The organism is Chitinophaga sp. CC14, from assembly GCF_048957795.1.
In the GTDB taxonomy this organism is placed as follows: Bacteria; Bacteroidota; Bacteroidia; order Chitinophagales; family Chitinophagaceae; genus Chitinophaga; species Chitinophaga ginsengisegetis.
Genome location: NZ_JARBFY010000003.1, coordinates 2,095,493 through 2,117,874, shown reverse-complemented (window position 1 = coordinate 2,117,874; position 22,382 = coordinate 2,095,493). Strand labels below are relative to the sequence as shown.

The following is a 22,382-nucleotide window of genomic DNA, read 5'->3' as shown; positions in this document are numbered from 1 at the left end:
AAGGCGATCTATTACTTATCGCCGGAGTAGGCTGTGAAGGACTGCGGAAACTCTTCCCCATACATGTGGAGGTATTCCTTTGCAAATTTGTTGAAGGCGGTTTTCGCCAGTGAATGACGACCCAGTGATACAAGACTGCTGCATTTCATGCGGAGCGCTTCTTCATTGATGGGATCAAAAAGGAAGATGCTGTCGGCGATTTCAATGAGGAGTTCCGGATCTGATTTGAACTGGTTGGCGGCCTCGGTAAGGATATCGAGGGCTGCACCGGAAATTTCGGACTGGATATCGTCCAGCCAGGTGTAATTGGTATCGGGCAGGAAGGAGCCACGATGAAGGATCTTCAGCAGATCGCGCACAGGTTGCTTTTGCAGGGGGCGCGGCGAATGCAGCAGCTGCTGGAACCCGGCCAGGTCCATGTCGATATCAGCAACGGAGTATTGGAGGCTCCAGCGGTCGGCTTCTTTTACAAAAGCACAGGCGCCCAGCTTATCCAGTATGGCTTTCAGCTTCACCATATTTACGGAGCGGTTGTTCTGCGCTTCCTTACTGGACTTATCGCGCCACAAGGTAGCATAGAGCCGGTCGGATGAAATTCCTTTTCCTGAACGGATGGTGTTAATGGCTATCAGCAGGAATAATTCTTTAAGCAACGGCGTAAAGAATCTGGTGATATCCTGTCCTTCTTTGTCCAGTACTTCAAACGGACCAAAGAAATAGATGTTTCCTTTTTTCTCTGCAATGATCTCTTCCGGTGCGGTTTCGTCGGTAGTGGTTTCAGGTATCACCACGGGCAGCGGAGGCAGCGGCGTTGCCGGAGCCGGTGGCACTGCAGCTGCCGGCGTTACTTTTTTGCGGCGTTGCAGGAAAAGGAAGATGCCGATGCCGGCTACCGGGATAAGCAGCAGCAGGTACCAGGCGGAGAATTTCGTAAGACTGGCATTATCCGCCACTATTGCATCCGGCGGAAACTCAAGGGTGTATACCTTTACTTCCGTGATATTGTCTTTTGAAGTATACAAGGTAACGGCCACCAGTTTTTTGCTGTCGCGGCAATAGTAGAGGTCCGCGAACGACTTGATATCATGAAAGAAATATGGGATGGTATTGGCCAGTGGCTTTAACCGTGGCGCCTTCAGAGAGCCTTCCACCAACTGGAGGGTGGTATTAAATTTATCATCAGGGAAGATGAGTGCATAATAATTTTGCGTGTCCGGATCTATCACCAGGCTGTTGGCAAAGCAGAACTGTACAGGTGGTTCTTCCAGCTGGAATACTTTGTGAAAGGAATGGTCTTTCACGTAAAAGGCCATGAGGTCGTAATAATGACGGGGATTTACTACCTGGTTGCCGCTATTGCTGCCATAGCCACCGAGAATATAGGCCGTGTCGCCACTGCTGGTAGCACCAACCGCAGCAAGGTACCGGGGTGTGAGCCTTTCGCCGGTGGTGGGTACAGAGTCCCATCTTTTATCAGCAAAATGATAGCGCTGTACGGTATTCTTATATTGCATTTGTCCGTATCCGCAGAGGATATAGAGAGAAGAATCCTGATGGGAGATAAATTTATTGGCCTGCCAGTAAACGGTGAGCAAATCTGGCGTGTAGTTGATCTCCCATTTCCGGGTAGCGGAATCGTAGGCCCCTGCTTTTTGCTGATCTATATAAAAGTTAAAGAGTTTATGGAGAAACGGGTTGTACACCGACTGGTTTCCCGGCATCAGGCTATCGAGGCGCTGCGCCAGCCGGATGCCCTGTTGCTGTTCATTTTTAAACGAGATATTATAGAGAGAATCGGAGGATACAATGTAGAGGACTTCTTTCTCCCGGTCGAAAGCTACGCTGGGAGTGCCGTTTATTTCCCAGCTCCGGAGCAGGCTCCAGTTGCGGTGCTTCGGGCCTATCCAGTTGGCATTGCGGATCACCGCAGTTTTACCTTCCTGCTGATCAGTGGCTTTGCTGCCGTCGTTTTCAGAGAGCGGCCAGTTGTACCGGGTATGCCCGCCTTCTTTTACCACAATGTTACGGAGATTCATGGGCGGTATATCCACTGTTTGAAAACCTTCGTAGGTATTGGTACCAAAGAACACGCGCGTACACGCCGGGTTGCCCAGTTTTGCGGGGCCTTTGGCAATAAATTTATTGTTCACCGAGATAGCGGCTTCATTGCGCTCCAGGTCGAAATGAATGGTAATATGCGTCCACCCGCCGAAGAGGGCAATTGAGTCGATCGCAAACGCGCGGGAAAAGCTTTCCCCGATGAGGAAGTTAAAGGTTCTTTCTTTCTGGTTATATACCAGGTCTATATTCTGGTTATTGGCGGCGATGATCCTTAATACATATCCGAAATAGGTTTCTTTATAGGGAAGGAAGTTCAGATCGAATGATATTTCTCCGTTTTTTTTGAAACACAGCGGACCAGATGAAGTTAAGTTCAGCGTTGTTCTTCTTTCCTGCACCACTTCATGACTAGAAAAGCGTAATCCATAGGATTGAGCATAACCAGCATTTGTAATCAGATGAACAGATAAAAACAGTAAAAGGATAAATTTCCACATACTCCGCTAAAAAACTAAAATAACTGATTGTCTAATATTTGTTGATCTAAAGCCACGTGGAATATACAAATAATAAACAAATTAGTGCTTTTTTATAGCCTAATAATCAATGACAAATGTAAAATGTACACGCTAAGTTGGCAACCGGTAACTGTTAGTTGCCGGTTATTTTAAATGCTGGATCACTAGTAATTCCCATTCTTCTTCCTGTGTACCGGAGGGCCTGGTTGCTCCTGCCCGGCGATACCAGTAATCAGCATTTCCCTGATCTCCCTCTACCCGGTGCAGGTAAGCATGTACCCTCGCAGCATCGGTTCCCGGCAGATCGTCTACCAGGTCGTGCGCCTTCTTCCAGTTACCTTTTCCTTCGTACCAGAGGGATTCAAGGTATACCGATATGTTTTTGGGTGGATGTGCATCCTGTAAGGATTGCTTAAATTCGTTCAGATCCATCTTTTCAATTTACCAGCCTGAATAATGTGGGCCTCAAATATACGGAAGCAGCGCACAAAATGACAACTTCCCTTTCTCTTCTGATATTAAATTAGCCAATATTCCCTGATCTTTAAAACGATATGGCTATCCTATATTATTTCCTTTCATCCATCTTTAAGAAAAAAAAATACAATATTCTATTATTTTGTGCCCCGCTAATCAAATCCATAATCACCTTACATGAGTGAACAGTTCAAGTTATGCACGCGGAAACTCCCGGCCATGTTTATTGTCGGACTGACATTAATTATGCAGGGATGCGGCGACCATCCTACCAAAAGCAAAGCTACCAAAGCGCCGGAAGACAACCGTTTTACCAAAACCATTCTTTCCAACGACCTCAATGAGCCGATGGAACTGGCCGTAGCCGGTAATGGCAGCGTATATTTTATTGAACGCAGCGGTAAATTGTATCACTATGACCCCGCCACCCAGGCCACCAAAGTCGTATATACGTTCCCGGTACTTCCCGATACAAAGGAAGGATTTGGTAACGGGTTACTGGGTGTTACCCTGGATCCGGGCTTCGACAAAAATCATTATATCTACTTTTACTATACACCCAATAAGCTCCCGGCAACACAACAGGTATCCCGCTTTACGCTGGAAGGGAAAGACTCCCTGGTTGTAGCTTCCGAGAAAGTATTACTGACCATCCCGCTGGAACTGGAAGTGAGCGCGCATACCGGCGGCTCGCTCGACTGGGACCGCAACGGCAACCTCTTTATTTCAACCGGCGACAACACCGTGCCTTTTGCCTCCAACGGATATGCGCCGATAGATACAATTCCCGGCCGCATCACCTTTGACGCAGAACGCTCCGCCGGCAACACCAACGACCTCCGCGGAAAAGTACTGCGTATCCATCCCGAACCGGATGGCAGCTACACCATTCCCGCAGGCAACCTCTTTCCCAAAGGCACAGCCGGTACCCGCCCCGAAATATACGCAATGGGCTGCCGTAACCCCTACCGCATGTCGGTAGACACTGCCACCGGTATCGTTTACTGGGGTGAAGTAGGCCCGGATGCAGGCGAGGACAGTGACCAGGGACCACGCGGATATGATGAAATTAACCAGGCCAAAAAGCCAGGCAACTTCGGATGGCCATTTGTAGTAGGCGATAATAAAGTATACCCGCAATATGATTTTGCTACCAAAACCATCGGCGCACCTTTCAAAGCAGAAGCCCCGGTAAATAATTCACCCAACAACACCGGGCTGAAAGTATTGCCACCAGCACAAAAGGCCATGATCTGGTATCCATACGACTCATCTGCCGTATTCCCGCAACTGGGCAACGGCGGCCGCTGTGCAATGGCCGGGCCGGTATTCCATTATAATGAAGCCACCGCCTCTCCCACCGGTTTACCCGTATGGTATGATAACGCATTATTTATTTACGACTGGATGCGTAACTGGGTGTATGCCGTGCGACTGGACAGTCAGCAGAACTTTAAATCAATGGAACCCTTCATGAAAACCAACGGCGACTTCAGACGCCCGGTAGACATGGCCATCGGTAAAGGCGGCGACCTGTACATACTGGAGTATGGCTCTGTATATGGTATCGACAACGACGACGCGCGACTGGTACGCATTTCGTACAACGGCGGCAACCGCGCACCGGTAGCAGCTATTACCACTGTGGATACCGCAGGTACCGCACCCATGAAAGTAAACTTCAGCAGCAACAAGAGCTACGATTTTGACGAAGGACAAGCGCTGAAATACGAATGGCACTTTGGCGATGAAACCGCTGCGGTAACAGATTCCGCGCCGGTACATACTTACCAGAAGAACGGCGTGTATCACGCCATCCTGAAAATAACCGATCCGGAAGGAGCCAGCAGTACCGATACCGTTACTATCCGCGTGGGTAACACCATACCGGAAGTAAAGATCAGCACCACCGATAACACTACTTTTTATTTTGACAACAGCCCGCTGCATTATACCGTTACCGTTACCGACAAGGAAGATCCGGCTATCAACAACGAACAGCTGATGATCGGCCTGCATTACATTCCGCGCAGCAAAGCGAAAGCAGAGAAAGGACACCAGCTCATCACCGCTGTACCGGCGCATCCGGGTAAGTTGCTGATGGAAGGCAGCGATTGTAAGGCTTGTCACCAGGTAGATAAAGCATCCGTAGGCCCTGCCTTTACACAGGTGGCGAAACGCTATGAGAAAGATCCAAAGGCGCCGGCCTATCTTGCAGCCAAAATCATTAAAGGCGGCGGTGGCGTTTGGGGAGAACACTCTATGGCGGCACACCCGCAACTCTCTGTTGATGAAGCCGGGCAAATTGTGAAATACATTCTCACGCTGGGCACACCACAGGCGGCAGGCAGCCTGCCCGCTTCCGGCAGCGTAGCATTGAAAGATCACCTAGGCAAAGAAAAGTATGGCGCCTATGTACTGGCCGCCACTTATACTGATGGCGGCGGCAACGCCTCCCCGCTCAGTGGCAGCGCCCTCTTACTGCTTCGCTCCCTCCGCGTACAGGCCGAAGATGCGGACTCCGTTAACAACATCAACCGTTCAGCTGACTTCCTGGGAGCCATTCATAATAAATCGTTCTTTGTATTCAGGAACATTGATCTGAAAGGCATCCATAAAGTAACTTACCGTTATTCATCGCTCGACAAAGACGCCGTGCTGGAAATTCATACCGGCAGTGTGAACGGTCCGGTGATCAGCAAACTGGCCTACAAAGCCACCGGCAGCTGGGATAAATTTATAGAAGTAACCGTACCGGTACAGGCGCCCGCCGGTAATAGTGATCTTTACTTTGTGTTCAGCAAAGATCAGCAACCAGACCAGCATTTGTTTACACTGGACTGGCTTGAGTTTAAGCCGTAACTGATTTTATTTTTTTATTTATAAGGACTTTGTACTAACTTTTTCGGAGCAGCTAAACGCTCTGGAGTTTTTACAAGGTCCTTTTTTATTGTTGAAATAATTCATTATGTCTCACAGAGCTTACATCTATAATATATCCACCCCATCAGCAATGCAGCATACCGATGTAATGGTAATGGAGTGGGGTTACGAAGTTCCGCTGCTGCTGCAGCCCCTGCTGATAGACAGCGGCTTTGTAGCAGGCAACATTTACAATACACATACCGACCCGGAAAATTTTGGTCTTTATTATAATGCGGAAAATGGTATCAAAAACATTAAACGGTTTTATAATTTCATCGAAAGCCATCAGTCGGAACTGATAGATGATACAGCACAATTCAGTATCGCCAAAGAAAAATTATTCCAATACCTGGATAAGTTAAGTCAGCCCTATTTTCATGTGGATGCCTGGGACGTTTTTAATATGAGCGATGAAAGTCATCAAAATCAAGCCAGTGAGCTGTTAGCGGTTATCGCCCATAATAACACCGTAATAAACCGTGCAATAGACGCAGATGATATTTCGCTATTGGCCGCTTCAGCATTTGGGGGTGAGGTACTGTCCGGACTCCCCGATTTCAGAACGCTGCTGAATTACCCCGGCTTTGACTACGGCCTCGAACATATTTATGACCAGGAGATCACAGAGGAGGCAGATATTTTTGAAGAGAATGGACTTTGGGGTCTGAAAGATAAGAAAGGAGCAATATTAGTGGAGCCTTTTTACGATGAGTTTTACGGTTTCAATGAGGACGAAGACATCGCCGTTGTGTTAAAAGACGGCAGGTATGGCTATATACATAAGTCCGGGAAAGTTATTGTCCACCCGGTTTATACCGACGCCTATGACTTTACCGGCGGATATGCGGTAGTAAACGTGGATGGTAAATATGGCCTGATACAGCCAAACGGAAACGTTAAACTGCCGCCGCATTACGATGACCTGTCATCTCTAATGCCCCTGGGAAGCTACTGGACAGCCAAATTGAACGGGAAATATGGTGTAATAAATGCCAACGGCGAGGTAGTTTTACCTTTTGATTATAAGGATGAAATTAAAGATTCGGAAGATGAAACATTTTATGTTACAGCAGAAGAAGGAGAAGATAGTCATTTAATATTCTCCGATCAGTTTGTTTTATTAGGCAGATTCGATCCTGCCTTTGTTAAAAGGAGATCTATATATCATTGTGGAAATTTTAGTGAGGAGGTTTTTATCTTCGAAATTTTAAAACATCCATATCAGGCGCATAATATTTTATTATCCTCCACCAGAGAAGCCTTACTAGCTGATTATACTGCCATCATAGAATCCTGGGGATACGCATTCCTTGTCAGTAAAAATGATAAACAGGGATTGTTTAAGTACCCACTGGGATTAGTGCTGGATTTCGACTTTGACTTAATAGAAGATCTGCGGCCAATTACCAATGAACCAATCACCTCCATCATTAAAGAGTTACCAGAACGGCTTGAGCACCTGTCTTTCAACTTTTGTAAAGTTACCGCCAATAAACAAACCGGCTTGTTCTTTACCACCGGTGATTTCAGCAAATGGATACTGACACCCGGATACTCCGAAATGAAATACCTCAAATCACAATACATAGCCTTGCGTAACGATTCCGGCTGGGCTGTTTTTTGTATCGATGGTAATCAGCATACAGATTTTGAATTTGAAGAACTGATCAACCTGATTTCATATACCGGAATCGCCTATGGCATAAAAGGAGACGATGTTTTTGCCATCATGGAGGAAGAAATATTGCCTGCTGACAAAATGCATTTGCTGGATTATGTAGAAGCAAATGGTGAGTACGGCTATTATTACTTCAGCAAAGAAGTTCAGAAAAAATTACAAGCCTATATAGATAAGGAATAAGGGGCTGTGATGCAGCCCCTTCTGTTATTACAGGATCAAAAGTGAATCTTCCACGATTCTTATTTCTTGAATTGTTTTTTTACGATATTAAGATAGCGCTCTCCATAGCTTTCTGCCGGTTCAAGCTGTGAGTCTTCTGCCCAGTTGTTCCATCCGTCTATCATGATCAGCCGTGTTTTGCTGCTGGCATTCATTTTGGCAACGTTGCACAGTTTTATAAACATGGCGCCGCTGTCCGTGCGCGGGTATTCCGGGTTGGTGCTGGTGGGCGTGTTGATCTTCCAGCTATAGGCCGGCGTGATGTTAGGCACATAATCCACCCCGAAATTCTTATCAAAATAATCCTTTGAATATTTCCAGTTCTGGTCCATCATCTGCGGCAGCAGGTACCACCGGTCCCAGTTATTGATCTGTGAGCTGAACGACTGGTGATAAATAGCATCCACACAGCCTTTGAAGCGGATTTCATAGCGGGCGGGCGGCGTCCAGCGGTCCTGCATCCCTACAATGTAAGGTTCTACGCCCAGCGCTTTCAGCTGGCTTCTCAGCGTATCATAAATAGCTTTATTGCTATCGGAAAACAGCGTTTGTGCGTTCTGGATATACAGCAATGGTTTGTCGCCCACTTTCTGGTAATGCGCATCTTTCAGGTAAGGAACAATTCTGCGGAAATCATCGAAGAACTGCGCCAGTTTGAGCTTATCCTTCTCGATGGGATTACTGGCGCTGATGCCGCCGTAGGTGCCGGTGCTGAAGTTATACGACATCGCAAATTTCATTTGTCCTTCGCCATCGCTGTCGATGAAGCCACGGATCAAAGTGGAATCCGACCTGAAATTATTGGCGTCCCTGTTGGGAGAGCGGAAAGAGAACACAAAATAATCGAGGCCCGCTTTTACGCCATAGGCAATATGTTTGGGCATAATACCCGGGGTGAGCAGGCCGTTGGGCATGCCATATTTCCCTGCTACCGGCACTTCTTTAATGTTGGCGTTCCATCCGCCAAAAGATGTATAAAAAGCGCCTACCACATAATTCTCCGTTACCGGTATTTCTTCAATATCGTAGTTCAGGATATTATCATCCACAGAAGGACCGGTGAGGTCTTTTTTACAGGCGTTGAGCAACAGGAAAGCGGCTGCTGCCAATATATAAACACGTTTCATGATATTGATTTTTTAAGGATGATAAGTCTGGGTGATCACGTATCTGAATCCATCCCTTTGCGCGGCGGCTGCCAGATCCTGTATGTTGTTGCCATACCATTTCTGGATGAAGCGATAGTCGTAACTGGCCGGCTCATTATTCCAGTCGGGCACGGTGTAAGGTTTTGCAAAATGCAGTTCCTGGTAAATGTCGTAGTCGTCGGTACGGTTCACGCCCAGTTCTTTCAATGCGCTCTGGTAGCCCACGGGGTTTAAGTTTACTACGGAAATGGGATAAGACATTCTTCCCGGCACATCCGAATACGTTGGGTTGGCAGAGTAAGAAGAGTTGCCTCCGGGGTTGGTGTGTGGCGGCAGGCGGAACACGCGTGTTCTGCGTTCCAGGCACCAGCAGTCGAAGCCGCCGTCGGGGAAATAATTCAGCCAGCGCTGCACCCATATTTTCACATAGGGGTCGGCAGAGATATTGGCGTTGGTGAGACTGAGATAATTATTAAACCCTATCCCGGTGGTGTTCCATTTAATACCCTCGCGTGCTTTGTATTCATCGCGGAGGGTAGTGCTGATATTCCAGGAGGCGAAGTTGGCATCAATACCGGCGTAGTAATATTGTTCCGCACTCTGGCTTCCTCCCAGTCCCATTTGAGCAGCTTCTGCTTTCAGAAACAATGTTTCTGCATAAGAAAGCATGATCAGGGGGCGGCCCACCTGGTAGATGATAGGATTGGCATTGGAGTAGCTGTTGATATTGGAGGTACCCACCATATCGGGCAATCCGGCGAGGGCTGTCCAGCCTGCAAGCTTGGTCCCTGCTTTCGGCTGACCGAGATAAGGAATCGGGTAAGTAACCACTCTCAGGGAATCATCTGCTGTGCTGGTGAGGGTATCTGTTAAGATAAAACGGTTGGCCGTGGGCACGGTGTCGTAGTAAACGCTCAGCCGCGGATCTTTATAGGATCGGAACACGGTGAACAGGAACTCACTGAGCTTAGGCGCCTGGCCGGTAGCGCCGGGTGCGTATGGAAAGTACTGATTGGATTTGATATACTTGATGAAGTAAGGATTTTCGTTGCCGTTCACATTTTCAAAACTCATTTTCGCCGTTTCTGCTTCTGAGTTAATGGTGTTGGCTTCGTTGGCCATTACATCAGCGATGTGTTGCCTTGCGGTAGCGCCCATATTTTTTTGTGTACGGATCGCAATTTTCAGGCGCATGGTATTGGCAAACTTAATCCAGTTTTGCAGGCTGCCGTTATACACGGCGTCGTATTTGAGTTTGTCGCCGTTCAGTTTAATTTTAGCCGCCGCATCTTTCAGCGTGGTGAGTACATAGCTGTAAACGGTATCTTCATTCTCAAACATAATGGTGGACAGGTATTCCGGGTTGTTGGCCTGGTACAGCGGCACTGCTCCGTAGTTGCCCGCCAGGATGGAATAAGCGTATGCCTGGAGGATCCGCGCCACCTGCACCCGGTTGTTGTAAAGCGTATCGCTGCTATAGTTTACCAATACCTGGTTCAGGTTACCCAATACGCCCTGGTAAAATGTTTGCCACATCCCCGCATCGGTTACGTCGTATCTATTGGCCTGCTGACAAAGCAGGTGACCAAGATCCCAGTATTTGGTGGTGTTATAATCGGCCATGCGGGCATTCATATTTTTTACTGCCGCCAGGATACTGGCTTCCGGCGCGGCTTCTGTGAACTGTGTGGGATCGGCATTCAGGTTCTCAAAATCCCGGGTACAGCCCCAGCACATGATCGTTATTAAAGAAAGGATATATACTGCTTTCATGATACACATTTAAAAAGTTACTTTCAGGTCAAATCCATAAATAGAGAAAGGGAAAGATCCGCCGGACTCAATACCCTGGGCATTTCCGGTGGTGTTGGCCGCTTCCGGATCAATGCCCTGCGGCGTGTGTTTGAAGATTGTCCACAGGTTACGGCCCACGAATGCAAGCCTTGCAGATTTCACCGGTGTTGTTTTTAAGATCCTTACCGGAACAGCGTATCCAAAAATCAATTCACTCAGGCGGATATTAGACGCGTTGAAAGTGATGGCAGGCGTATTGTTCAGCACCATATCTGAATTATAGGTAGTTGGATTCATCCAGATACCGCTTTTTTTACCGGGAATCATCCTGCCGTCTTTATCAAGAATAGTTTTACCGGAGGCATCTGTGAGCGGGAAGTAGGCTTCCTCATAACGGGCGCCTTTGGCCCTGTCTGCATCGCTGTAGGCCGTGTTACCCTTGCTGGTGGCTTGTCCTACGCCCATCCTTTCCTGGTCATTTTCACCGAGGATCACGTTGCTCATCAGGAATTCATCACGGCCGTATAAGCTGGCAATGGTGTTGCCCGCGAAGTTGGCGCGGCCATACGAAGCGGAGTAAATAACGCCGCCCCATTTTACGGTGAACAGTACAGAAAGATCGAAGGCGCCATATTTAAAAGCAGATCCGAATGATCCGATCCAATCGGGATGGAAGTTCCCCAGCACTACATTGGGATCCGGGATCGTTCTGCCATTGGAAGGATTCACGATGAGCGTATCGCGCACTTTATATGGCGCATTGCCCGTGAGTACGCCGTACTGCTGGCCTACAATAGCATTCACGGTGGCGCCGAGGTTGGTGCCCAAACTGAGGCGGTCGATGTTAGGAACCAGCGACAGTACCTTATTCCTGTTCATCGACCAGTTGGCCATCACATTCCATCTCAGTTTTTTTGTTTGCAGGGCTACTGCGTTCAACGACAGCTCCACTCCCTTGTTCTGCATTTCTCCTGCATTGAGGATACGGGTGGAGAAGCCGGTTTCCGTTGGTATCTGCGGACGGATGATCTGGTTGGTGGTGTTAGACTGGTACACGTTGGCGGTAAACTGGATACGGCTTTTAAACAAAGCCAGTTCCACGCCGGCTTCTCTCGATAATGTTTTTTCAGGCTTTAGTTCTCCATTGTTCAACTGGTTATTATTACCATAGTTGAGATAGGGATTACCGAGAAATAATCCGCCGTAAGGATACGTGGTGATCAGCGATTGTGGCGGCGCTGCGTTACCTACCTGCGCTACGGATGCTCTCAGTTTACCATAGTTGAGGAAACTGTTTTCCGGCAGGAAGTTGGAGAACACGAAGCTGCCACTGACAGACGGATAAAAGAACGAGCTGTTGTTAACGGGCAGCGTGGACGACCAGTCGTTACGACCCGTGATATCAATAAACAGGAAGTCGCGGTAAGCAATAGTAGCATTACCATAAACCGATTGCACATTAGAACGCACCAATGATTCCGTTGCAGCCGGAAACGCAGTACTGTTCTGGATGCTGGGCATATCATGTACCAGCAGCGAAGCAATGCTGGCGCCCCTGAACTGGTTATAGTTATTTACATATTCCGCTCCCAGGTTGGCGGTGAGGGTAATGGATTTACTCAGTTTATTATTATACATGAACATACCCTGGTAATCCCACATCTGGTTATTTTGGGAGGAGTTGGAATAAAATCCGTTGGGTGTCCGGAGCCCACCCAGTTCCCTGTATTGATAGTAGCTCGCCATTTTTATATCTGACGAACCCATTAAGCGGAAGCTGAGGTGGTTAGTCAGTTTAGCCGTAGCCGTTATACCTGCCAGCAAGCGGTGGGACCTGTCTTCGTTTTCATTTTCGTTGATCATCCACAATGGATTTTCCACGCTGCCTACTGCGCCGAAGGTAACGGAGTTGCCAAAGGCATCTGTCCATGGCGACAGCGAGTTGATATTTACGCTGCGGGGCATGTACACATATGCTGCCATCGGGCTGGAGGGGTCCAGGTTACGGTAGGTACGGTTCCGGGTGCCCTGGTTGGTATACATCACCCTGGCTTCCACATTCAGGAACTTACCGAGTTTACGGCCGGCGTTGAGCGTAACGTTATGCTTTTTAATGATGTTCTGGTTTTTCAGCACATCATTGCTGTTGGTAAACATATACGACAGCCGGAACGACGACAACTCATCTGCTTTGTTGATAGAGATGCCGGAGCTGTTGGTGATGCTTGGCTGGTAGAGGGAAGTGATATTATTGGGTTGTGGCGAATAACCTCCTTCCACCCTTTTGCCGCTAAAGTCGTTGTAGGGCTGGCCGAGCATAGGCATCCCCCAGGTAGATCCGTTGAGGCCCATACGTACCGCATCGGTGCCGGTAACGATGTTGTTACCGTTGCCCACCAGGTAGCCATTGGCGCCTTCGCCGTATACGTTCTGGTAAGCAGGGAATTCAGCGATGGAGTTCACGAGCGTATTCTGATTGATAGCGATACCGAGGTTACCGTCGCCGATCTTTCCTTTTTTGGTAACGATGAGTACCGCTCCGTTGGCGGCGCGGGAGCCATAGAGTGCGGCAGCGTTGGGGCCCTGCAGGATCTGGATGGACTCTACATCGTCGGGGTTGATATCGGCGGCGCCGTTGCCAAAGTCGAGGTTATCCCTGCCATCGCCCATGTCGTTGTTGATAGGCACGCCATCCACCACCCATAGTGGCTGGTTATTTTGCGTCATGGAGTTTTCCCCTCTCAGGATAAGGCGGCTGGAAGATCCGGGCTGACCGGTAGTAGTTACCTGGAGGCCCGCCACTTTACCGGCAAGGCCATTCACGATGTTCAGGTCGCGCGCTTCGGTGAGGTTGTTGGGATTCACCGCCTGCGTAGCGTAGCCTATTGACTTGGATTGCCTGTTGAGTCCCATTGCACCCGCAATGACCACATTTTTTAAGTTGATAGGTGAAGGCGTTAATAAAAACTGAACCGTTGTTTGTCCGTTCAGCTCCATTTCTTTTGTTTCATAACCTGTCATGGTAGCCCGTAGTACCGTTGCTTTCGGATCGGCCACATAAATAGAGAATACGCCATCTTCGTTGGTGGCTACCCCGTTGCGGGTATCTTTCACCATGATGCTGACTCCGGGTAAAGGATTGTTTTTGTCATCCGTGGCTTTCCCCCTGATAAGGGTTCGCTGGGCCATTGCCTGTGTAAAACAGAGCAGGAGCAAGACTGGCAAGCAGAATCTCATAATTGATTGATAATTAATGGTTTAAAATAAACAGACCGTGGAATTGATTTCCAGTAAAGCAGGAGCTACGCTGATAGTACATGTTTAGGACAGGGAGACTTTCAGTTTCGTGGAATCCAGTAACATAACGCTTTGCTGAAAAAATGCTTCTTCAAAAATTATATTGCAAATCAATGATCTACACGCTAATAAATCCATTAACGAACGTATTAATGCGCCGTTAATCGTGATATTTTTTTTGAAAAAGACAGAAAGCAGTTATCAGGAGATGATATCCTGGAAGTTCGGGTGGAAGTTTTCGCCGTACATGTGCCGGTAATCTTTATAAAATTTCTCATAAACTGATTTGGCGATGGAGGGTCTTCCCTGCCGGATCAGGTTTTTACATTTTGCGCGCAGGGCTTCTTCATGGATAGGGTCAAAAATAAAGATGGCGTTAGCGATATCGATAAATATTTCGGGAGAAGCGTTAGCAGGTAGTCCGTTCATTTCCAGGAGCAGGATATCGAGCGCTTTGGAGGAGATGTCGGATTTGATATCTTCGAGCCAGGAATAGTCCGTGCGGAAAAGAAAGGTGCCTTCTTTCACTATTTTTAACAGCGATTGAATTCTTTCCATACCCGGCGCAGCGGTTTTCACCAGCCGGCTGAACTCGGCCAGGTCAACCCAGAGCAGGTCCGGGTCGTAGGTAATTTTCCAGCGCCCTTCTTCACGGAGGATAACGCCGCTGCCCAGTTTTTCCAGGATGGCTTTCAGCTTTACCATGTTCACGGAGCGGTTGTTCCGCGCGTCTCTCTCCGGCTTATCATGCCAGAGGATTTCATATAATTTTTCTGAAGAAATACCTTTGCCTGACCAGGCAGTGTGAATCACGATCAGCAGGAGCATCTCTTTCAGCAGTGGCGACAACAGGTGCGTTAACGCATTCTTATCTTTGTCCAGTACCTGGAACTCACCAAACAGCAGCAGGGCTGCCCTGTCGGGCATCACTTCTTCCAGCACTGCTGCGCCGGGTGATGCAGGCGCTTCTTCCGGCAGCACCGGCCTGGCGGGAACTGCAGTTACTACCGGCTTATTATTCCGGCGTCTATATAAATAATAATATACTACGCCTGCTATAACTACTACCCCTGCCAGCCCGAACCACCACCATTTTATACCGGTACCAGCTATGCCTGAAGCAGCGGATAATGATAGCTGCGCGGGGGGAAATGCCAGCGAGTAGATGCGTACTTCGGTAGATTTATCCCTATCTACAATTTGTGTAATGGCCAGCAACTGGTGGCTGCGGGCGCAGTAATACAAATCGGCGGCAGAGCGGTTATCGAGAAATGCGTAAGGAATGGTATCTCCTGCCAGCTGGAATTCCGGGCGTGCCAACGACCCTTTGATCAGTTGCAGCCGCGACATAAAGCGGTCGTTCGGAAACATCAATGCATAGTAGCTGTTGTCCGTTGTATCAATCACCATCGACGACGCGAATACAAAGGGCTCTGCGGGTTCTGGCAGGGTGAATAGTTTTTGTATGCGGTTGTTGGCCACATCATACCGGAGCATGTCGTAATAATACCGTGGGTTCAGCATCTGTTCCCCGTTATCGCTGCCATAGCCTCCCAGCAGGTAGGCGGTGTCGCCGCCTGCAGTAGCGCCCAGCGCAGCAAGATATCTTGGTTTATAATCCGTTTGCTGTACTGCTACTTTCTCCCATTTGCGGGTGGGGAAAGAGAATCGTTGTACGAGGTTTTTATACTTCAGCTGGCCATAGCCGCCGAGGATATATAATGCGTTATCGCTTTTGCGGATAAATTTATTTGTTTGCCAGTACTGGGTGATATCGGTAGAATCGAAAGGAATATCCCAGCTGCGGGTGGCTGGTTGCCACGCTGCCAGCTGTTGCTGATCGATATGGATGCTGTATAAAGTGCGATTGGCGGGATTATACACCGACTGGTAACCGGCGGCCAGGTACTCCCGTCTGCTGAGTGGCTCCGCCTTCACGGACCGGTCGCGCAGGAGGAAATGATGGATACTGTCGGCGCCCACGATATAAATTTCTTCTTCCAAAGGATCAAAGGTATAACTGCCATTACCCTTCACCGTTAGTACCTTCAGCAGCTGCCACCGTTGGTGCAGCGGCGTTCCCCATACCGGGTTGATCACATTGGCCACGCGGCGGTGGATACTGTCCACCGCATGCACGCCGGACAGTTCATTCAACGGCCAGAACCCATCCATCTCTTTATTGTGGTACAGTGCAATGCCCTTCACCTGCATGGGCGGTACATCGCTGGTTTTAAAGCTGTGCAGCTGGCAGGCGCCAAAAAATATCCGGAAGCATTGATCTTTCAGCATTATTTTTCTGCTGCCAAAATTTTTCCCGTTAACCGTAAGCGACAGCATCTGCCCGTCGTATTGCAGGCTGCAGGAATTCCAGCGATGGAAAAGCAGGGTGCTATCCAGCTGGAAGTCGAGATGCGTATACACATCCCCAAAAACGATACTGAATTTCTGATCAAAGTGATTATAAATAAGATCGATGTTCTGATGATGATTATTGATCATGCGCACCAGGTAGCCGTAGTACACGTTCCTGTCGGGGAAGAAGTTAAAGTCGAACGACAGGCCAAAACTGCCATCCAGGCAAAGCGGTTCTTTTCCATTTAATTCCAGCGAGGTTCTTTTCTCCTGTACCTGCTCGAAGGAAGAGAAGACCAACCCCTGCGATTGTGCAGGCAAACAAAAAAATATCAATACCCCAACAAACAGCAGGGCTTTAAAGGAGCACATCTTCATGGTGGAACACTAAAGGGCACATCGACGTATGCGTATTCTGGTTGTTTATTAAGCGGGAAGATAGGTTGTTTTGTTGAAATAATTTGAGTAATATGGCTGCCGAACGATGATTTAAAGGAAGTATATGAAGCGCATCTCTTTACTGGCAGTAATGATTTTTACATTTTTGATCTCCTACAGCCAGCAACTTTATGTTAAAACATTTGGCGATCCCCACCACCCTGCTATCGTGTTTATTCACGGAGGTCCCCGTGGAAATTCGGTGCTTTTTGAAGGTACCACCGCCCAAAAACTGGCCGGCAGGGGCTTTTATGTGATTGTTTACGACCGGAGAGGCGAAGGCCGGTCGTCCTATGACAACGCTAAAGTAACCTACGGGGAAGCGTTTGAGGATCTGAATGGCATCTATAAAAAATTCCATCTCACAAAAGCCAGTTTAATAGGTTTTAGCTTCGGCGGTTTGGTAACAACCCTGTTTGCGGAAAAGTATCCTGAAAAAATAAATGCAGTTGTGCTCACCAGCGCATTGTTTGCGCAGCAGGCTACATACAATCATATCCTGGATTCTGTAAAAAGAATTTATACCCGGAAGCAGAACGCTATACAGTTGAAAAAGATAACGGACGTTGCACTGCTTGATAAAAATTCCGCAGCCTACCGTAAGGCATGTTTCGCACTGGCAGCTGAAAACGGATTCTTTAAAGCGGGGCAACTTAGTGATGAAGCAACAAAGATCTATGCAGCCTATGAAGCCAGCGATCTTTCTAAAAAAGATATCAGGAACGACCAGGCACCCGGACTTTTTTATAAGAACGAAAAGCTGGTGAACATTGATGTAAGGCCCATTCTGGCAAAGCTGAAAAGCAAAGGCATCGCTATTTTTGGCTTGTACGGTAAAGATGATGGTATTTTTTCCAGTGAGATGATTAATAGTATCCAGGCGATCATTGGCGCGGAGCATTTTAAATACCTTGATCATGCCTCGCATTATCTTTTTGCCGATAGACAAGACGCATTTCTGAACAGTATAGCGGCATGGCTACAGGAAACGGAGCCGCATATTAACGGCCCGCGCGTGTATGGCGCAAGACCCGGCAAAGCGTTTATGTACACCATTCCTGCCACCGGCAAGCGCCCCATGACTTTCCAGGTAAAGCATTTACCTGAAGGCGTAACGCTCGATAAAAACAGCGGGGTGATTTCCGGCAGCGTTAAAGAAAAAGGAGACTATGCAATTGAACTGATCGCCGTTAATAAATATGGCCGGTCCGCCAAAACATTCACACTGGTGATTGGCGACAAGCTCGCATTAACACCGCCAATGGGATGGAGCAGCTGGTATAGCTTTGGCCGCAACGTAACGCTGGATAAAGTAATCCGTACCGCTGAAATGATCCGCAACAAAGGATTGCAGCAATATGGCTGGAGCGTGATAGAAATCGACGATCCCTGGACAAAACAACCGGGAAAAGAAGATTTCATCTGGACAAAGCTGAAACAAAAAGCAGGAACAGCCTACTCTTACTACGAAGGTCCGGACAATTTGCCCGGTCGTGTTGGACAGGTGCGCAATGAAAACGGCGAGTTGATTCCCAATCAGTATTTCACCGATATAAAAGCGTTTCCCGCGCTGATGCATAAAATGGGTTTTAAGGCAGGGATATACAGTTCTCCCGGCCCGCTTACCTGTGGCGGTGTAGCCGGCAGCTATGGCTATGAACAAACAGATGCAAAATTCTTTGCAGACAACGGCTTCGACTACCTGAAATACGATTGGTGCAGTTACGGCTCACTGGCTAAAAACGAATCCAAAGCGGAGTTGATCAAACCCTACCGGTTGATGTCCGATGCACTGCAGGCACAGAAGAGGGATATCATTCATGCGCTGTGTCAATATGGAATGGGCAATGTATGGGAATGGGGCAATGAATCCGGCGGGCAGCTATGGCGCACCGAAGGCGATATTGCTGATAACTGGCACTCCGTGTATGGCGCCATCCGGAAACTGGCAGACAAAGCTCAATATGTAAAGCCCGGAAACTGGAACGATCCGGACATTCTCCAGATCGGCGTGGTGGGCGCGCAAAGCGAAGGAGAAGCAAAACGTAACCACCTCACACCAGATGAACAGAAAACGCATTTCAGTATGTGGTGTATGCTGGATGCCCCGTTGCTGATTGGCGCCAACATTGAGCTGCTGGATGATTTTACGCTGGGGCTGATCACTAACGAAGAAGTGATTGCGGTAAACCAGGATGCCTTAGGTATGGCGGCAGGTTTAAAAACGGTGTTGCCGGATACCGTGGAAGTATGGAGTAAGCCACTGGAAGATGGCGGTACAGCCGTTGGCTTGTTGAATGCAGGCGACAAAGCAGTAACTACTACTTTTCCGTTTAGCGCCGTGGGTTTGGAAGGAACGTATGCTGTAAGGGATCTGTGGGAGAAAAAAGATCTGGGTTTATTTTCGAAAGAAATAAGCATTACCATTCCTCCACATGGCATTGTGTTGTGGAAGATCATCAGAAAGAAAGCAGGCGCCACCCGGTAACCCGCTTTACATTTTGCTGTTTATGAAAACAGGTTCCGGAAATTAATCTTATATTAATACTAATATCGTCGTCGTATTAATTTTAATAGCTAATGAGATATCTGCTGTTTTCATTACTTGTATTATGCCCCTTTCTATCGGCTGCACAAGCCGATACAATCAGCTTCAACAAACAGAATCTGATTCAGACTTTGAAAAAACTGAGCGTAACAGAATCTGAAAAAAGCATTAAAAAATATGAGCAGGAGAAGGTGATCAACCGGCAGCGGGCTACCCTGGAATACTTACAGGGCATTGACCGGCAGGCAAAAATATTCCTGAAAAGAGGTATCGACACCACTGCCTTTAATAAATTCATTACAGATGTAAAACAGTCGCTGGAGATTGTGAAAGATGGTATCCTCGTTAACAAGGGTACCAATCAAACACAACGCAACCTCGATGTATCTGCTTCCATACTGGATGAATTAAACGCCCGGGTTACGGATAAAAAACGGTTACTGCAAACCTATTCCCGTAGAGTAACCACCCTGAACGTCCAGATTGATTCGCTTTCCACCGATCCATCACTCTATGCGCTTCCGGAAGACTCCGCCGACATCATCAAGCATATCAGACGCATGTATGTTACCGCCAAGGGGATCGTTCCTGTCGATAGCGCCCTGGACAAAATTGCCACTATCATCGAAGAACAGCAGCTGAAAACAGATCTCCTTTTGTTTGATATCAATTCCACGAAAGAGGATATCGAGATCTATAGCGGCCATCTCTCCTCCCAGTCCTTTCAGAAAGAATTCCCTTTTATATGGCAGGACCCGATCTATTCCAGACCCCTAAAAGATATCATTAAGTTCTCCATTGCCAAGGAGACTATTACCCTCCTCTTTTATGTGGAAGATCATTTCATCAGGATATGCTTTATGTTTATAATGCTGCTTGGCTCGTGGTACTTTCTCCGCGCTTTAAAAAAACAATTACTGGAGTCGCCGCATTCCAATGCCGACAACCTGGTTGTTGCCCATCCCCTGCCAGCGGCGATCCTTATTACCTTCTCCCTTTTTCAATTCCTGTTTGCATCACCGCCCTTTATTTTCAACTTTGCGCTCTGGCTGCCTGCAGCGATTTGCCTGGGGATCGTTTTCAGGAGCTACATCAGTGTTTACTGGCAGCGGTTCTGGGCAATCACCACCTTCCTTTTTATACTGGCGGGCATAGATAATATGATTTTACAGGCCTCCAGGCCGGAGCGGTATTTTATGCTGGCGGTATCAATAGGAGGAAGCATTTTTATGGCTTCCTTATTAGCGAATAAAAAGAAAAGTGAACTGAAAGAGCGAAAAATTTTATACTTCATTACCATATTCCTGTTGTTTGAAATCAGTTCTTCCTTACTGAACCTGCTGGGCCGGTTCAATGTAGCAAAAGCGCTTATGATCAGCGGGTATGTGAGTTTGATCATGGGGATTATTTTTCTGTGGGTGATCCGGCTTATCAACGAAGGCCTGGTACTGGCCTCCAGTGTATATAAACAGCCCAGCCGGCAATTATTCTACCTGAATTTTAACAGGGTAGGAAAACAGGCGCCGGCCATTTTCTATATAATACTCGCCCTGGGATGGATTGTAATAGTCGCCAGGCATTTTTATCATCTCAGGGGATATGCCGCTTCAGTTAATAATTTCGTGACGATGGAGCGAACCATAGGTGATTACAATTATTCCATTACCGGTATTTCCATTTTCATTCTTGTGCTGCTGTGTTCTTTTTTCCTGTCAAGACTCGTTTCTTACTTTGCCGCTGAACACGACGTACCTAATGATACAAACGGTACCCGGAAAAAATTCTCGCCCGGAAGCTGGCTGCTGGTTATCCGGATCTTTATCATTACAGCAGGACTGGTACTGGCATTTGCAGCAGCGGGTATCCCGATCGATAAATTCGTGATTGTTCTGGGCGCGCTTGGCGTGGGTGTAGGACTCGGATTACAGGGATTGGTAAATAACCTGGTAAGCGGTTTGATCATCTCTTTTGAAAAACCGGTAACGGTAGGCGATATCATTGAGTTCGACGGAAAAATTGCCACCATAAAATCCATCGGATTCAGAAGCAGCGTTGCTAAAAGTATAGATGGCGCTAATTTAATTATACCCAACGGCGACCTGCTAAGTCAGCATCTCACCAACTGGACAATGGGCAACAATTTCAGACGATGCCACTTAGTGGTGGGCGTTGCCTATGCCACGGATCTTAACGTAACCCAAACATTACTAACCGATCTCCTGAAGGGAGATGAAAGAATCCTCTCCTACCCTTCACCCGGCGTATTTTTTAAAGATTTTGGCAACAGCGCTATAGAAATTGAACTGGTCTACTGGATCAGGGATATTAAAGAATATATGCTGGTAAGAAGCGATCTTATCGCAAAGATATTTGATGCTTTCAAAAAAGAGCATATCACCATCCCATTCCCACAGCAAGACATACATATCAGGAATGGAGCACCAAAGAATGATATCTCCTGATTGCAGGAAAAGATATATTTATTTACACCCAATTTCATCCAATGAACAAACGATCCATCTATATTATCCTTCTTGCCATCATACTGCTGTTCACGCTCTATGAAGAGCTGAAACTAAGACCTTACTTATTAAAGCATCATATTACCACCTTTTACATGGCGGATTCCCTGCCCAATCTCCTTGCGGTAGTGGTCTTTTTCCTGGGATATATGGTGATAAGATATCCTGTTGCCGAACAAAAAGTGGCCAGCCTGATTTTTGCATTTGTGGCCGGGCTCACGCTGTATGAAGTTTTCCAGTTGTGGATGCCCGGCCGGACCTTTGATGTAAAAGATGTAATTGCTTCTGTACTTGGAGGCGTGTTCTGCTACCTGGTATCCCTGATCGTTAATAAAATGAGCAGGGCAAAGGCGTAAGGTAAAGAAAGAAATAAACAAAAAAGTATCCCACTTTTTCATC

At 47.5% G+C, this 22,382-nt stretch carries 11 protein-coding genes; 5 read left to right on the top strand and 6 right to left on the bottom strand.

Annotation, left to right across the window (positions count from 1 at the left end; translation table 11 throughout):
- Positions 1 to 11: 11 nt before the first annotated feature.
- Complete coding sequence (locus PV783_RS18410; RefSeq protein ID WP_420989098.1) at positions 12 to 2,558, bottom strand: hypothetical protein; 2,547 nt, start codon at positions 2,556 to 2,558, stop codon at positions 12 to 14.
- Between the two features lie 165 nt (positions 2,559 to 2,723).
- The gene (locus PV783_RS18405) at positions 2,724 to 3,011 is read right to left on the bottom strand and encodes a hypothetical protein (RefSeq protein ID WP_420989097.1); all 288 of its coding nucleotides are present in this window, start codon (positions 3,009 to 3,011) and stop codon (positions 2,724 to 2,726) included.
- Between the two features lie 222 nt (positions 3,012 to 3,233).
- Between PV783_RS18405 and PV783_RS18400 the strand changes: the two genes are divergently transcribed.
- Together PV783_RS18400 and PV783_RS18395 are read left to right on the top strand one after the other, a co-directional pair.
- Positions 3,234 to 5,918, top strand: coding sequence for a PQQ-dependent sugar dehydrogenase (locus PV783_RS18400; RefSeq protein WP_420989096.1), 2,685 nt, complete (start codon positions 3,234 to 3,236; stop codon positions 5,916 to 5,918).
- 106 nt (positions 5,919 to 6,024) lie between these two features.
- Positions 6,025 to 7,842, top strand: coding sequence for a WG repeat-containing protein (locus PV783_RS18395; protein WP_420989095.1), 1,818 nt, complete (start codon positions 6,025 to 6,027; stop codon positions 7,840 to 7,842).
- Positions 7,843 to 7,901: 59 nt separating this feature from the next.
- Here the strand turns inward: PV783_RS18395 and PV783_RS18390 are convergent, their stop codons facing one another.
- The 4 genes from PV783_RS18390 to PV783_RS18375 form a co-directional block, all read right to left on the bottom strand.
- On the bottom strand, positions 7,902 to 9,008 hold the full coding sequence (locus tag PV783_RS18390) for a glycoside hydrolase family 99-like domain-containing protein (protein ID WP_420989094.1): 1,107 nt from the start codon (positions 9,006 to 9,008) through the stop codon (positions 7,902 to 7,904).
- Between the two features lie 12 nt (positions 9,009 to 9,020).
- Entirely contained in the window at positions 9,021 to 10,802 is a 1,782-nt protein-coding gene (locus PV783_RS18385; RefSeq protein WP_420989093.1) for a SusD/RagB family nutrient-binding outer membrane lipoprotein, read from the bottom strand.
- Positions 10,803 to 10,811: 9 nt separating this feature from the next.
- Complete coding sequence (locus PV783_RS18380) at positions 10,812 to 14,060, bottom strand: SusC/RagA family TonB-linked outer membrane protein (protein ID WP_420989092.1); 3,249 nt, start codon at positions 14,058 to 14,060, stop codon at positions 10,812 to 10,814.
- A 261-nt stretch (positions 14,061 to 14,321) separates the two neighbouring features.
- Entirely contained in the window at positions 14,322 to 16,853 is a 2,532-nt protein-coding gene (locus tag PV783_RS18375) for a kelch repeat-containing protein (protein WP_420989091.1), read from the bottom strand.
- Between the two features lie 124 nt (positions 16,854 to 16,977).
- On the opposite strand from PV783_RS18375, the gene PV783_RS18370 reads away from it, so the two are divergent.
- The 3 genes from PV783_RS18370 (at position 16,978) to PV783_RS18360 (ending at position 22,339) form a co-directional block, all read left to right on the top strand.
- Complete coding sequence (locus PV783_RS18370) at positions 16,978 to 19,401, top strand: alpha/beta fold hydrolase (protein ID WP_420989090.1); 2,424 nt, start codon at positions 16,978 to 16,980, stop codon at positions 19,399 to 19,401.
- 191 nt (positions 19,402 to 19,592) lie between these two features.
- Positions 19,593 to 21,923 carry a mechanosensitive ion channel family protein gene (locus tag PV783_RS18365; RefSeq protein WP_420989089.1) on the top strand — a complete coding sequence of 777 codons (2,331 nt, stop codon included), beginning with the start codon at positions 19,593 to 19,595 and terminating at the stop codon, positions 21,921 to 21,923.
- A gap of 41 nt (positions 21,924 to 21,964) precedes the next feature.
- Positions 21,965 to 22,339 (top strand): VanZ family protein, encoded by a 375-nt coding sequence (locus PV783_RS18360; RefSeq protein ID WP_420989088.1) that lies wholly within the window; start codon positions 21,965 to 21,967, stop codon positions 22,337 to 22,339.
- Positions 22,340 to 22,382 lie beyond the last annotated feature (43 nt).